This is a genomic window from Mesorhizobium sp. WSM4814 (assembly GCF_055811595.1).
On record NZ_JBVVQT010000001.1, the window covers coordinates 448475 to 461678 of the forward strand.

Sequence of the window (13204 nt, forward strand, 5' to 3'; positions counted from 1 at the left end):
CGGAGTGACCGGCGAAATGGTGCGCGGCGACATTGCAACGCAGACCGAAGCACATGCGATGTTCCGTTAAGCGATTGTGGGATAACAAACCTGCCCGTATATCTTCTTTTGCCAAGTCGATATGAAGGCCAATTCATCGAAAAATTAGGAGAGGTGTGCGTGGACGAGAAACCGCTCTTTGAGATCGACAAAGACGCCGATGCGCCTGATCCGGATGAAAAGCCGATACGAGATCGAAAAGTCATAACTCAACCTTATGACTTGGTGGTTGACTCGCTCGTCGAGCAGATAAAGTCGAATTTGATATTTCTTCGACCTCTCTCGGAGAGGCCACGTTTTCAGCGAAGGTATGTCTGGAGCGATATCCTTGCGTCCAGACTTATAGAGTCTATTCTACTTAATGTACCTATACCTCCATGTTACCTTTCTCAGAATGATGAGTATGAGCTTGACGTAATTGACGGTCAGCAACGTCTATATTCTATATTTAGATTTATCGAGAACCAATTCGCACTCAGCTCCCTTGAGGTTCTGAAAGAGTTAAATGGTAGTAGATTTTTTGAGCTTCCTAACAAAATTCAGAGGCAGCTTAAAACGCATACGCTAAGGTGCGTCCTTGTTACAAATGAATCGCACCCGGAAATCAAATTTGATGTTTTTGAAAGATTAAATACGAACACCGTTCCGTTGAATGCGCAGGAGCTCCGAAACTGCATCTATCGCGGATCACTTAATGATCTTCTAGGCCAGCTTTCAGAAGGGGAGGAGTGGCTTGCGATTCTCGGCCGCAAGGCCCCGGATATTCGATTGCGAGACGAAGAGATAATTTTGCGGTTTTTCGCGTTTCACATTCATGGACTGCAATCTTATAAGACACCCCAGAAGCATTGGCTCAATGAGGCAGCTAAGGCTGGAATGCGTTATTCAGAAGGCAGAATATTTGAGCTTGCATATATTTGGACGCGTGCCATCAGCACGTCTGCAATTTGGTTTGACGAGTCCGAATGTTTTCGGCGACCCGGTTCCCGGTCGATCAATAAAGCACTCTTCGATCTTGTATGTTCATCAGCGAAGCGCGTGGCGCCACAGGCCGCAACGAACATTGCAGCTGACTTCAGAGAAATATATAGCGAACTTTTGGATGACGCTGAGTTCCAAGACTTGATCAGCAGGGCCGTCGATCATACAAGCCGCACGCGGCGTCGATTTGAGATTTGGAATGAAAGGTTTGAAGCTCTAATCTCAGCAAACGTTGCTTAGCAATGGCGCGCTATACCTCTGCGTATCGCTCTTTCATTTCGCGCTTGGATGAGGTTCATATACTTCGTCGTGCTGCAGATAAAAAGGAGAAGGCTGATGCTGTTAAGAATAGCAATGAGATAAGGGCGATGTGTAGGGGCTCAGTTGTCCTTTTGTCGAGTCATGTTGAAGCTTTCATAAGAGAACTTGGAGAGAATGCCCTTGAGGCTTTTTTTATAAATAAGGTTCAAAGAAATAAATTTCCCCCGAGCTTGTTCTATCATATCTCAAAAGACATACTTGAGGAGATGTCGAGCGCTGATGACCCGACGAAGATCGCAGAGAAGATGTTTTTGTTTATGAGAACTGACGCATCGTACTGGTCTCGGGTAGGCGAATTTCCGTCTCAAGTGCCTTCAGACAGATTTAGCAGAGGCTTTTCAAATCCGGCCTTTAAGAAAGTAAAGTCGTATCTTGGTCGATTCGGTTATTCCTCGTACAAAGGTGATTTGGATAAAATAATGAAAGCAAATTCTAGTTCCGCTATTAATATGTTGAATCATCTTGTTGATACGCGGAATAATATAGCCCACGGAGATCCTCTTGCAACAAAGACGCCGAGCGAAGTTCGTGATATGATAGTTCTAATATCTCTCTATTGCCGATCGACTGACGATGCATTCGCCTCTTGGTGCCGTTCCCAATTTTGTTCCATTAGAACATAGTTCAGGAGGTCGATAAGCTGAACCCATTAAGAACCCTATTCGGAGCAGCTGTCTGCGACCGCCGGTGTCCTTGCGCGCTACTCGAAGAAAGTTTCACGCAAAATACTCCTGCAGCGGGCGCACTTCCAGGTTCCCCGCCCGCAGCGCCGCGATCGCCTCCGCCACTGCCGCAGCGCCCGAGAGCGTCGTGTAATACGGCACCTTCTGCATCAGCGTGGCGCGGCGCAGCGATTTTGAGTCCGACACCGCCTTCTGGCCGTCCGTGGTGTTGAAGACGATCTGCACCTGGCGATTGCGGATGGCGTCCTCGATGTGCGGGCGGCCTTCCAGCACCTTGTTTATTTTCTCGGCAGCGACGCCGTTCTCGGCGAGGAAGCGGGCGGTGCCCGAGGTGGCCATTACCTTGAAACCCTGGCCGGCGAGACGCTTGACCGCCGGCAGGATGCCCTTCTTGTCCTCGTCGCGCACCGAAACGAACAGCGTGCCGGCGCGGGGGAGATCAACACCCGCTCCTAACTGGCTCTTGGCGAAAGCCAGCGCGAAGTCACGGTCGAGGCCCATGACCTCGCCGGTCGAGCGCATTTCCGGCCCGAGCAGGATGTCGACGCCGGGGAAACGGGCGAAGGGGAACACCGCTTCCTTGACCGCGATATGGCCGGGATTTCTGGGGTCGGGCATGGCGCCGTAATGGGCGAAGGCGTCTTCCAGGCTCTCGCCGGCCATGATGCGGGCAGCAATTTTCGCGATGGGGCGGCCGATGGTCTTGGCGACGAAGGGCACGGTGCGCGACGCGCGCGGGTTGACCTCGAGCACATAAACGGTGCCGTCCTTGATCGCGTACTGCACGTTCATCAGGCCGCCGACATTGAGCGCGCGGGCAAGTGCGGCCGTCTGGCGCTCCAATTCGTCGACGAGCTCCGACGGCAGCGAGTGCACCGGCAGCGAGCAGGCGCTGTCGCCCGAATGGATGCCGGCCTCCTCGATGTGTTCCAATATGCCGGAGACGAAGGTCGACTTGCCGTCGCACAGGCAGTCGACATCGACCTCGATGGCGCCCGAGAGATAGGTGTCGAATAGCAGCGGGTTCTTGCCCAGCAGTGTGTTGATCTGGCCTGTCTTGTCATTGGGGTATTTCTGCTTGATGTCCTCCGGCACCAGGCCGGGCACGGTGTCGAGCAGATAGGATTGCAGCATGCTCTCGTCGTGGATGATCTGCATGGCGCGGCCGCCGAGCACATAGGACGGGCGCACCACCAGCGGGAAGCCGAGCTCGCCGGCGACGAGGCGGGCCTGCTCGACCGAATAGGCGATGCCGTTCTTCGGCTGGCTGAGGCCGAGCTTGTGCAACAACTTCTGGAAGCGGTCGCGGTCTTCGGCGAGATCGATCATGTCGGGCGAAGTGCCGAGGATCGGGATGCCGGCCTTCTCCAGCGCATCCGCCAGCTTCAGCGGCGTCTGGCCGCCGAACTGGACGATGACGCCGACCAGCTCGCCCGACGCCTGCTCGGCGCGCAGGATCTCCAAAACGTCCTCCGGCGTCAGCGGCTCGAAATAGAGCCGGTCCGAGGTGTCGTAGTCGGTCGACACGGTCTCCGGGTTGCAGTTGACCATGATCGCCTCGAAGCCGGCGTCGCGCAGCGCAAAGGCGGCGTGGCAGCAGCAATAGTCGAACTCGATGCCCTGGCCGATGCGGTTCGGGCCGCCGCCGAGGATGACGACTTTCTTCCGCGACGAGACTTGCGCCTCGTTGGCGAGCGCGCCGGCGAAGGGCACCTCATAGGTCGAGTACATGTAGGCGGTCGGCGAGGCGAACTCGGCGGCGCAAGTATCGATGCGCTTGTAAACCGGATGAACGTCGAGCTTTTCGCGTATCTTTTGAACCTCTTCGACGTCTTTCCTGACCAGGGATGCGAGGCGGGCATCGAAGAAACCCATCGCCTTCAGCATGCGCAGATTGGCGGCGTCTTCGGGAATGCCGTGCTCGCGAATGCGGGCTTCCATGTTGAGGATGCCGGCGATCTGTTCGAGGAACCACGGATCGATCTTGCACATGGCGTGCACGTCTTCCAGAGAGGTGCCCATGCGGATCGCCTGCGCCACCATGCGCAGCCGGTCGGGCGTCGGCGTGCCGAGGGCAGCGCGGATGGCGTTGCGGTCGTCGGCGTGGCTGGCCGCGCCGTGCGCAATGCCGGGGATCTCGATCTCGTCGAGGCCGGTGAGGCCGGTTTCCAGTCCGCGCAGCGCCTTCTGCAGCGATTCCTGAAAAGTGCGGCCGATGGCCATGACCTCGCCGACCGACTTCATCGCGGTGGTCAGCACCGGCTCGGCGCCAGGGAATTTCTCGAAGGCAAAGCGCGGGATTTTGGTGACGACGTAATCGATCGACGGCTCGAACGAGGCCGGCGTCGCGCCGCCGGTGATGTCGTTCTCCAGCTCGTCCAGCGTGTAGCCGACGGCGAGCTTCGCCGCGATCTTGGCGATCGGAAAGCCGGTCGCCTTGGAGGCGAGAGCCGACGAGCGCGAGACGCGCGGGTTCATCTCGATCACCACCAGGCGGCCGTCGGCGGGGTTGACGGCGAACTGCACGTTGGAGCCGCCGGTCTCGACGCCGATCTCGCGCAGCACCGCGATCGAGGCGTTGCGCATCATCTGGTACTCTTTGTCGGTCAAGGTCAGGGCAGGGGCGACGGTGATCGAATCGCCGGTATGCACGCCCATCGGGTCGATGTTCTCGATCGAGCAGACGATGATGCAGTTGTCGGCCTTGTCGCGGACAACCTCCATCTCGTACTCCTTCCAGCCGAGCACGCTTTCCTCGATCAGCACTTCGGTGGTCGGCGAGGCGTCGAGGCCGGACTGGACGATCTCGTAGAATTCGGCGCGGTTGTAGGCGATGCCGCCGCCGGTGCCGCCCATGGTGAAGGACGGGCGGATGATGGCGGGCAGGCCGACATGGTCGAGCGCCTGTGCGGCGATCGCCATGCCATGGCTGATGTAGCGCTGCTTGCGGTCGCCCTCGCCGAGGTTCCAGCGCGTTTCGAGCGCGTCGAGCGCGGCGTCGAGGTTTTCGGGCTTCTCGGCCTTCAGCGCGGCGCGTTCGGCCTCGTGGGTCTTGCGGTCGGCGTTCTTGACGTCGGTGGCGTTGGCCAGCATCGATTTCGGCGTTTCCAGGCCGATCTTCTTCATCGCCTCGCGAAACAGCGCCCGGTCCTCGGCCTTGTCTATTGCCGTGGCGTCGGCGCCGATCATCTCGACATTGTAGCGCTCGAGCACGCCCATGCGGCGCAGCGACAGTGCGGTGTTGAGCGCGGTCTGACCGCCCATGGTCGGCAGCAGCGCGTCCGGCCGCTCCTTGGCGATGATCTTGGCCACCACTTCCGGCGTGATCGGCTCGATATAGGTGGCATCGGCCAGTTCCGGGTCGGTCATGATGGTGGCCGGGTTGGAATTGACCAGGATGACGCGAAAACCCTCTTCCTTGAGCGCCTTGCAGGCCTGGGTGCCGGAATAGTCGAATTCGCAGGCCTGACCGATGACAATGGGGCCGGCCCCGATGATCAGGATCGACTTGATGTCGGTGCGTCTTGGCATATCGAGGGTCCGTTCGGCAGGCGGCTTGCACGAAAAACCGGACGGGAAGACCCGGCCGGTTGTGCTCGCGATTCTGGTATCAGGCTAGGAGGGCCTTATAGGGAAGAGTTTTGCCGGATGTAACCCCCTAAAATGCGGAGTGTAGGGCAGTAGGGCAGTAGGGCAGTAGGGCAGTAGGGCAGTAGGGCAGTAGGGCAGTAGGGCAGTAGGGCAGTAGGGCAGAGGCTCGAGCGCCCTTTAAACATATTGCCCTACTGCCCTATTCCCCTTAGCCACCAATCCCCCAGCGCCAACTGATCCGTGATCTCGAAGCGTTCGGAAACGCCGACACGGATGATGTTCAGGCTGCCCTCGCGGGTGTAGCGGAACTCGCCTGATGCGTTCGAGCCGGCGGGCCGACCGGCCTGGAATCTGATGACCCGGGTGCCGCCATCGGGCCAGGTCACGGTGATCTCGGCTTTGTCGCCCGTGTGGACAACGCCTGCCTTGCAGCTGGTCATCGGCTGGCCGACATGGCGCGCACAAGGAATCTCGTTGCGGGCACCCAGCGCCGGCGCGGGCCGCCCTGGCGGCTGCAGCCGCGCAACGGTTTGTGCGTTGGCCGGAGGCGCCGCATTGGCGGCGCGATTGCGGATGGGCTTGTCCGCTGCCGCGGGCGCCTGTGTCTCGCCGGCCGAAGGATTTTCGCTGGCAAAAAGCGCCAGGCGGTAAGCATCCTCGATGGCCACCCTGCCGATTGCCTCAACGGCAGTCATCGTGGGTTCGCGACCGGTCGCATCCAGGCGCGCCGTCAGGTCCGGCGGTGGCTGATCTGCAGTTGCCGGGTTCGAGTCGCCGGCTGCAACGGCCGTGCTTTCGCCGGTCGCTTCGATATCCACCTCCGCAACTGCCGCCGGATTCTCGGGGTTCAGGTAGCGCGCGGGAGCCCATCCCGCCAGTTGCGGGTTGTCAATTTCTGCGACCTTGCACCAACGATAGCCATTGACGTCGTTGCAGCCGAGATTGTTGACGCTCGTGCCATTCGGCAGCCGAGCCTTGATCTTGCCCATCGCCGATGCCGTGGCGCGGACGTTCAGGAGATCGCCCGGAGCAAGGTCGGTCACGATGGAGACGAAAGGCGCCTCCTCGGCCCTGGCCGGCAGCAGCGCCGTCAGCAGGAGAGGGGCGGCAATCAGCAGCGTCGTTCGGAGCGTAACTGTGCGCCTCATCATTTTGGCCGTGGGCGATAGAAGCATTTCCGAAGGCGCGGCCAGGCACCGAATCGCCACCGCATTCCAGGACGATTTTATAAGCGACGACATGGCGCTATGTAAGCCGGAAAATGCGGCTGGGGAATGGTGTTCGGTCCGCGGCATGAGCAAGCTCAGCGTGCGGCATGAACGCGTTGCGTTCAGCCGGACATGAACGCGTTGCGTTCAGTCGGACGTGAACGCGTTGCGTTCAGTCGGGCGGCATGAACTCGTGCCTCGTTCAGCCGGACGGCATGAACGCGTAACCGCGTTCAGCCGGACATAAATCCGGTGCGCAGCGCGTGGGCCCATTCCGGCCGTCCCGCCTGTTCGGCCTGCCGCGCTGCCGCCTCATGGTCATAGTCGACGGCGATGGCTTCGAAGCGGTCGGAGCGGCCCGGCCCACCCAATTCGACGATGCCGTAGCGTGCATGCGGAGAGCCTTGCTCGGAGACATGCGCCGGTGGCGTGTCGTCGCCATAAGCGGGGCAGCCGATGCTGCCCGGATTGAAGACCACCGGGCCGTCGGGGATACGGATCAGTTCGCTGCGGTGGCTGTGGCCACACAGCACGATGCGGCAAGCGGGATCGAGCGCGGCCAGCCGCCGCTTGATGGCGACCAGCGGCGCGCGCACCAGCCGGCCGTCGGCCATCGTATCGGTAAGGTATTTTTCGTCATGGTCGGGTCGGGCATGAAAGGCGGTCACGGCTGGGGCGATCTCCAGCGTGAGCGGCAAGGCCAACAGTGCCTCGCGCTGGACCGATGTCAGCCGTTCCTGCGCATAGCGGTCGGACGGCCACATGGCTTCATCCGCGGTATCGCGGGCGACGCGGCGGTCGTGGTTGCCGCGAACTGTCGGCAGGGCGAGCGCTTCAAGCCGCTCCATGGTTTCGCGCGGCCAGAGGGGGCCGGAGACGCAATCGCCGAGATTGACGATGAGGTCAGCACCACCGCGCTGCAGCAGATCGTCGAGCACGGCGTCCAGGGCGAGGATGTTGCCGTGGATATCGGCGAGAACGGCAATGCGCATGGGAAGCTCCGTTGGGTCGACGAATGACGCGTCGGGAAGGGCGGATCTGGCAGGACTTTGGTTGCTCTCCTCTGTTACACCAGGGCTATTGCAGCTGGAAAGCCGAGGCTTTCGCTCTACGATGTACCCCCACCCCTAACCCTCCTCAGTCCAAACAGTGGGGAGGGTTAGGGCCCCCACCTTCGCAAGAATCCAAAATGCGATTGCCCTGCCTGCTACACGGGGGCGAGTTACGGCCTCAGGCGCGGACTTCGATCTCGGAGGCGCCGACCGCGGGCAGAGCCGGGTCGTCGACGGCTGCGGCAATGACGCTATCGAGCAGCCCAGGAAAGCGGGCATTGAGATCATCGCGGCGCAGCGTGATCAGCCGGCTGGTGCCGACGACCTCGGTGCGGGTGACGCCGGCCTCGCGCAATTTGGCCAGGTGGTAACTGAGATTGGTCTTTGAGCCGAGATCGAGGAACTGGCTGCAATTCAGCGGCACGCCCTCCTTGCTGGCGAGATAGCGCACGATGGCCAGCCGGGTGGGATCGCCGAGCACGGCAAGCACGTTCGGCAGGCTGATCTGGTCGGCGGTGGGGTGGGGCAGCGTCATGCCGGAGAACTAAGCGCAATCAGGGCCGATTTCAACGCATCTCCTCCTGGTGGATGCCCTCAGTTTCCACCTCCCGCTACCTTGTCCTGACATGGGGCTGTCAGCAGGGTTCGGCTATTCTCGGGCGGCTCATTGACAACATGCGCCATTATGTACAATTGTTCAATAACTTTTGAACTAAGGATTTCACTATGGACAAGCGCCTCTTCTGGCTTGCGCTCGGATCATTCACGATCGCGACCGAAGGCTTCGTCATCTCCAGCCTGCTGCCTGACATCGCGGGGGATGCCGGCATCTCGGTCCCGCTCGCCGGGACGCTGATCACCGCCTTCGCGCTCGCCTATGCGCTCGGCGCGCCGATCCTGGCGACGCTGACTGGCGAATGGGACCGGCGACGTGTCATCTTGTGGACGCTGGTGTTTTTCGTGCTGGGCAACCTGGCGGCGGCGCTCAGTTCCTCCTTCGAACTGCTGCTGATCGCGCGCATCGTCATGGCGCTGTCGTCCGGCCTGTTTGCGGCGACGGCGCAGGGGACGGCCGTGGCGCTTGTCGATGATCATCACCGCGCCCGCGCCATTGCCGTCGTCGTCGGCGGCACTACGGTGGCGGTGGCGGTCGGCGCACCGCTCGGCGCGCTTGTCGCGACGGTTGCCGGCTGGCGCGGCACGTTCTTTGCCATCGCCGGGCTCGGCGCACTGGCCGGCGCAATCCTGTGGTACCGGCTGCCGCGCGGCATCGTCGGCACCAAGCTGCCGCTCAGGCAGCGGCTGGCCGCAACGCTTCGCCCCGGCGTGCCATCGATCCTGCTGACTACACTTTTGGCGCTCACCGGCGCCTTCACGGTCTTTGCCTTTGTCGCGCCGCTAGCCATCGAAGGTGGCGGCTTGAGCCCGATCGCGCTGCCCGGCATGCTGCTTGCCTTCGGCGTCGGCGCCGTCATCGGCAACATTGCCGGCGGGCAGGCCGCCGACCGCTTCGGCGCGACGCGCACCGTCAGCTGGTCGCTGGCGCTGAGTGCGGTCATGCTGGTGATGCTTTCGGTCATTCCGGCCTTCCTGCCGCACAGCATCGCCGGGCCGGCGCTGATGGCCATGATGGTGCCGTGGGGCATCGTCGGCTGGGCCTTCCCGCCGGCGCAGGCCAGCCGCATCATCAGGCTGGCGCCCGACGCAGCGCCCATCGTGCTGTCGCTCAACGCTTCGGCGCTCTATCTCGGCGTGGCGCTGGGCGCCGTCGTCGGCGGCGCGGTGCTGCGCTATGGCGCGCCGGCTGATCTCGGCCTGGTCGCAGCGGTGTTCCCGATCCTGGGTCTTGGCGTCATGCTGGCCGGCCACCGGGCCGCCCGGGCGGTGGCCATGCCGGCCGAGTGAAGGAAGATCGCAGAAGCGTGGCGCTGTCCTGATCGCGCTGCCAGGCAGAATTTGGGCTCCTCTCCCCCCACTCACATCTAGCCGAGCAAGGAACCCAGGTCCTGTAACCGCGACTATTTCCAGGTCCGGCGTCTCTCGATCTCGGCTTCGGACGGCTGTTGCTGGGCGAACGATCCAGTCTTGATCTCACCGGCGCGTTCATAGCTCGCTATGATGACGCCGGTGGTCGATGCCTGTGAGCGGTTCAGCTTGAAAGCCGCCGGGATTGCGCCGCTGCCAAACAGCCGCTTGCCCTTGCCCAGCACCAGCGGGAAAGTCAGCAGGCTGATCTCGTCGATCAGGTCGTTGGCGAGCAAGGTCTGGATGAGTTCGCTCGATCCCTGGATGAGCAGGTCCGGCCCGTCCTCCTGCTTGAGCTGGCGCAGGGTAGCCACGACGTCGTCGCCAAGCGACTGGCTGTTTTGCCACGACAGCGTGTCGGGCCGGTGGGTGGCCACATATTTGGTGACGGCGTTGAAACGGTCGGCGATCGGATCGTCTTTCTGGTACGGCCAATGCGCGGCGAAGATGTCGTAGGTCTTGCGGCCGAGGAGCAGCGCGAAGGGTTTTGCGAAGGTCTCACCAATAAAGGCGCTCCCGACGTCGTCCCAGTAATGGAACGTCCAGCCACCGAATTCGAAGCCGCCGACCGGGTCTTCTTGCGGCCCACCGGGCGCCTGCATGACGCCGTCGAGGCTGACGAATGTCGCAGTGGTGATCTTCCTCATTGGAGTCTCCCTTTAATCATCCGTGCCGTTGCCGCCGGATTTCGGCCAAAGGACGTGCGAGCGGACGCCTGCCCGACAGGGCCGGAAAATTTCTGGGTCCCCGGCGCATGTCGAGCGGCAAGCACGGGACGCCTCGACGCGCGGCGACGTCATTGCGACCGCCTGCCGCCAACACTTTGCGACGAGAACCAGACGTCGCCGATGACGGCGGTGGCGGTGCGGTCCGGTGCCTTGTCGGCCGTCAGCCAGATCTTGCGGCTGCGTGCCGCCTTGTCACGGTGGATTTTCGTCGAGGCCGCCGAGGCGCCGATGCAAGGGATAAACCATGATCGCATGAACGGATCGCAGGCAAACCCCTTATCCGTGCGTGTCACCATCACCGCGAGGCCAATGCGCTCGGCCGGACGCCACGGAAAGACCATGCGGCCGCCGGGCTTCAGCGCCTTCAGCCATTCGGCTGGGGGTGCCGCAACGCCGGCATTGACATAGATGATGTCGGACGGTGGCAGGCCACCGACGACCGCATCGCCATGGATGACGGTCACATTGCCATAGGCTTCGAGATTCTTTCTTGCACGGTCGACGATACCGGAATCCAGTTCGAAGGCGGTGACTGCGCCGCCCGGCGAAACCAGTTTCGCCAGCAGAGCTGTGTAATAGCCGGTGCCGGCGCCGACATGAGTGACGACCTCGCCGGGTTTTGGCGCCACCTTGCCGATCCACATGGCATGCAGGAACGGCTCGCCATTGTTGATGCCCTTTTCGGCGTCGAGTGACACCAGCACGTTCTGATAGATGTGAACAGGATCGGCGCTCGGCGTTTCTACCTTGCCGTTGCCGGCGACGACCGTCCACGGCCCGGGCCCGAGAAAAGCTTCGCGCGGCACCGCGGCGAACACGTCCTCGAGACGCGGATCGGCCGAACCTGCATTGGCAGCCATCAGTCGCGCATAGAATTTTCGGGCTTCGGCAATTCTGGTCATGTCGCGTGAGAAGATAGCGCGATTGACCGAATTGTCGCGCAGCTTGTCGCCGACCTGATCGAGAACGGCAACGAGGCCCGCCAGGTCGACATCGCGGCGCGGCTCGGCGTCGCCCAGCCGACGGTGGCCAAGATGCTGAGGCGGCCGACAGTCCTGCCGGAACCGCCGCCGCTGCCGCGGCGTTTGAGATCGTGCCAGCAATTGGCGCGAGACCGAGGAGGATACGATGGGCGTTGAACAGGCACCGACAGCAAAGGGCAAGCAAGCGGCCAAGGGATTGAAGCAGGCTGCGGCGAAGGACGAACGCAAGACCGAAGCGGATACTGGACGCCCGCTCAAGAAGGGCGGGGCCCGCTTCGAGGAGCGCTCGAAAAGCTCGGACGGCAAGAGCGCGGGCACCAAGCAGAAGATCTGAGCGTGACCGACAAGTCCAAGACCAAAAAAAGCGCCGGCAGGGCTCTCACCGGCGGGTGTCGTGCAGGGACTGACCCCAGAGCCGGGCGGCCCCTTGATGCGAAAAATACTGTGACTTGGCGCAACCATTGGGATAATTGTTTGTTGGGTCGGATCGGGCCATGAGATCGGCAAGATACCGGTACGTGCATCGCGGGGAGTTGCCATGCTCTGGAAAGGTCGTCGTCAAAGTGACAACGTCGAGGACCAACGCGGCCAGGGCGGCGGGCTCAACCTGCCGCGCGGCGGCCCCGGCCGTCTCCGCATCCCGATCGGCGGCCGCTCCGGCGGCGGAATGTCGCTGTCGACCATCATCATTCTCGTGGTCCTCTATTTCGGGCTGAAGGCCATCGGCATCGACCCGCTTCAGATCCTGGCCGGTGGCGGCTTGGTGCCGGGTGGCGGCGGTCAGATCACCGACACCAGCGGAGAACAGGGCGGTGGCACCGGGGCGCCCGCCTCCGACGAGATGAAGCAGTTCGTTTCGACCGTCCTGGCCGAGACCGAGGACACCTGGACCGGCATTTTCCAGGCCGAGGGCCTGACCTACGAGGACCCCAAGCTGGTCCTGTTCAGCGGCCAAATCCGTTCGGCTTGCGGCTTCGCCTCGTCCGCGGCCGGCCCGTTCTACTGCCCCGGCGACCGCAAGGTCTATCTCGACACCACCTTCTTCCAGCAGCTCGACCAGCAATTCGGCGCTTCGGGCGATTTTGCCCAGGCCTATGTGATCGCGCATGAGGTCGGCCACCATGTCCAGAACCTCACCGGCATCCTGCCCAAGTTCAACCAGATGCGGCAGCAGATGGGCGAGGCCGAGGCCAACCAAATGTCGGTGCAGGTCGAGCTCCAGGCGGATTGCTTCGCCGGCGTCTGGGCGCATTTCACCGGGCAGAAAGGCATTCTGGAACAGGGCGACATGGACGAGGCGCTGAACGCCGCCCAGCAGATCGGCGACGACACGATGCAGAAGAAGATGCAGGGCTATGTCGTGCCGGAAAGCTTCAACCATGGCACCTCGCAGCAGCGTCAAACCTGGCTGGCACGCGGCTACAAGAGCGGCAAGCTGTCGGACTGCGATACGTTCAACACCCCGATCTGAGGTGTTTGGGCTCTCGTTGAAATGGGCGTTGAAAGCGGCGGCGATGCAGCCGCGCTCATGTCGACAGTTGATGTCAGGATGAAAATTCCTGGCCTGTTCCCTTATTGTTCTGTGTGGCTGAC

Annotated in this window: 12 protein-coding genes and 1 pseudogene; 7 read left to right on the forward strand and 6 right to left on the reverse strand. The window is 61.8% G+C overall.

Features of this window, described 5'->3' with window-relative positions; genetic code table 11:
• The first annotated feature begins 159 nt into the window (after positions 1–159).
• Positions 160–1260 carry a GmrSD restriction endonuclease domain-containing protein gene (locus tag AC0L2V_RS02100; RefSeq protein WP_473519285.1) on the forward strand — a complete coding sequence of 367 codons (1101 nt, stop codon included), beginning with the start codon at positions 160–162 and terminating at the stop codon, positions 1258–1260.
• 2 nt (positions 1261–1262) lie between these two features.
• Positions 1263–1964 carry an MAE_28990/MAE_18760 family HEPN-like nuclease gene (locus AC0L2V_RS02105; RefSeq protein WP_473519286.1) on the forward strand — a complete coding sequence of 234 codons (702 nt, stop codon included), beginning with the start codon at positions 1263–1265 and terminating at the stop codon, positions 1962–1964.
• Positions 1965–2057: 93 nt separating this feature from the next.
• Here the strand turns inward: AC0L2V_RS02105 and carB are convergent, their stop codons facing one another.
• The gene (carB, locus tag AC0L2V_RS02110) at positions 2058–5555 is read right to left on the reverse strand and encodes a carbamoyl-phosphate synthase large subunit (RefSeq protein ID WP_473519287.1); all 3498 of its coding nucleotides are present in this window, start codon (positions 5553–5555) and stop codon (positions 2058–2060) included.
• A 251-nt stretch (positions 5556–5806) separates the two neighbouring features.
• On the reverse strand, positions 5807–6604 hold the full coding sequence (locus AC0L2V_RS02115; protein ID WP_473519288.1) for an SH3 domain-containing protein: 798 nt from the start codon (positions 6602–6604) through the stop codon (positions 5807–5809).
• Here AC0L2V_RS02115 and AC0L2V_RS02120 point away from each other — a divergent pair.
• Complete coding sequence (locus tag AC0L2V_RS02120) at positions 6591–6959, forward strand: hypothetical protein (RefSeq protein WP_473519289.1); 369 nt, start codon at positions 6591–6593, stop codon at positions 6957–6959. The genes AC0L2V_RS02115 and AC0L2V_RS02120 overlap by 14 nt on opposite strands.
• A 97-nt stretch (positions 6960–7056) precedes the next feature.
• Here AC0L2V_RS02120 and AC0L2V_RS02125 read toward each other — a convergent pair whose 3' ends face one another.
• Positions 7057–7815: a metallophosphoesterase family protein gene (locus AC0L2V_RS02125; RefSeq protein WP_473519290.1), complete on the reverse strand. Its 759-nt coding sequence runs from the start codon at positions 7813–7815 to the stop codon at positions 7057–7059.
• Between the two features lie 238 nt (positions 7816–8053).
• A complete protein-coding gene (locus tag AC0L2V_RS02130) occupies positions 8054–8410 on the reverse strand; it encodes an ArsR/SmtB family transcription factor (protein WP_027151146.1) in 357 nt (118 codons plus the stop codon).
• Positions 8411–8601: 191 nt separating this feature from the next.
• On the opposite strand from AC0L2V_RS02130, the gene AC0L2V_RS02135 reads away from it, so the two are divergent.
• Positions 8602–9780 carry an MFS transporter gene (locus AC0L2V_RS02135; protein ID WP_287309939.1) on the forward strand — a complete coding sequence of 393 codons (1179 nt, stop codon included), beginning with the start codon at positions 8602–8604 and terminating at the stop codon, positions 9778–9780.
• Positions 9781–9893: 113 nt separating this feature from the next.
• Here AC0L2V_RS02135 and AC0L2V_RS02140 read toward each other — a convergent pair whose 3' ends face one another.
• On the reverse strand, positions 9894–10547 hold the full coding sequence (locus AC0L2V_RS02140) for a dihydrofolate reductase family protein (protein ID WP_473519291.1): 654 nt from the start codon (positions 10545–10547) through the stop codon (positions 9894–9896).
• Between the two features lie 149 nt (positions 10548–10696).
• Positions 10697–11530: a protein-L-isoaspartate O-methyltransferase family protein gene (locus AC0L2V_RS02145; RefSeq protein WP_473519402.1), complete on the reverse strand. Its 834-nt coding sequence runs from the start codon at positions 11528–11530 to the stop codon at positions 10697–10699.
• A 42-nt stretch (positions 11531–11572) separates the two neighbouring features.
• On the opposite strand from AC0L2V_RS02145, the pseudogene AC0L2V_RS02150 reads away from it, so the two are divergent.
• The 3 genes and pseudogenes from AC0L2V_RS02150 to ypfJ all read left to right on the forward strand — a co-directional run.
• Positions 11573–11674: pseudogene (locus tag AC0L2V_RS02150) on the forward strand (manganese-binding transcriptional regulator MntR); the annotation flags it as partial.
• A gap of 82 nt (positions 11675–11756) precedes the next feature.
• Positions 11757–11945 carry a hypothetical protein gene (locus tag AC0L2V_RS02155; RefSeq protein ID WP_023799765.1) on the forward strand — a complete coding sequence of 63 codons (189 nt, stop codon included), beginning with the start codon at positions 11757–11759 and terminating at the stop codon, positions 11943–11945.
• Between the two features lie 204 nt (positions 11946–12149).
• The gene (ypfJ, locus tag AC0L2V_RS02160) at positions 12150–13082 is read left to right on the forward strand and encodes a KPN_02809 family neutral zinc metallopeptidase (protein WP_473511277.1); all 933 of its coding nucleotides are present in this window, start codon (positions 12150–12152) and stop codon (positions 13080–13082) included.
• Positions 13083–13204: the final 122 nt, after the last annotated feature.

Bases quoted from the DNA above. Each gene is read 5' to 3' on its own strand.
- AC0L2V_RS02135 (WP_287309939.1), top strand. From the start codon at position 8,602: ATGGACAAGCGCCTCTTCTGGCTTGCGCTCGGATCATTCACGATCGCG.
- AC0L2V_RS02140 (WP_473519291.1), bottom strand. From the start codon at position 10,547: ATGAGGAAGATCACCACTGCGACATTCGTCAGCCTCGACGGCGTCATG.
- AC0L2V_RS02105 (WP_473519286.1), top strand. From the start codon at position 1,263: ATGGCGCGCTATACCTCTGCGTATCGCTCTTTCATTTCGCGCTTGGAT.
- ypfJ (WP_473511277.1), top strand. From the start codon at position 12,150: ATGCTCTGGAAAGGTCGTCGTCAAAGTGACAACGTCGAGGACCAACGC.
- carB (WP_473519287.1), bottom strand. From the start codon at position 5,555: ATGCCAAGACGCACCGACATCAAGTCGATCCTGATCATCGGGGCCGGC.
- AC0L2V_RS02125 (WP_473519290.1), bottom strand. From the start codon at position 7,815: ATGCGCATTGCCGTTCTCGCCGATATCCACGGCAACATCCTCGCCCTG.
- AC0L2V_RS02155 (WP_023799765.1), top strand. From the start codon at position 11,757: ATGGGCGTTGAACAGGCACCGACAGCAAAGGGCAAGCAAGCGGCCAAG.
- AC0L2V_RS02130 (WP_027151146.1), bottom strand. From the start codon at position 8,410: ATGACGCTGCCCCACCCCACCGCCGACCAGATCAGCCTGCCGAACGTG.
- AC0L2V_RS02145 (WP_473519402.1), bottom strand. From the start codon at position 11,530: ATGACCAGAATTGCCGAAGCCCGAAAATTCTATGCGCGACTGATGGCT.
- AC0L2V_RS02115 (WP_473519288.1), bottom strand. From the start codon at position 6,604: ATGGGCAAGATCAAGGCTCGGCTGCCGAATGGCACGAGCGTCAACAAT.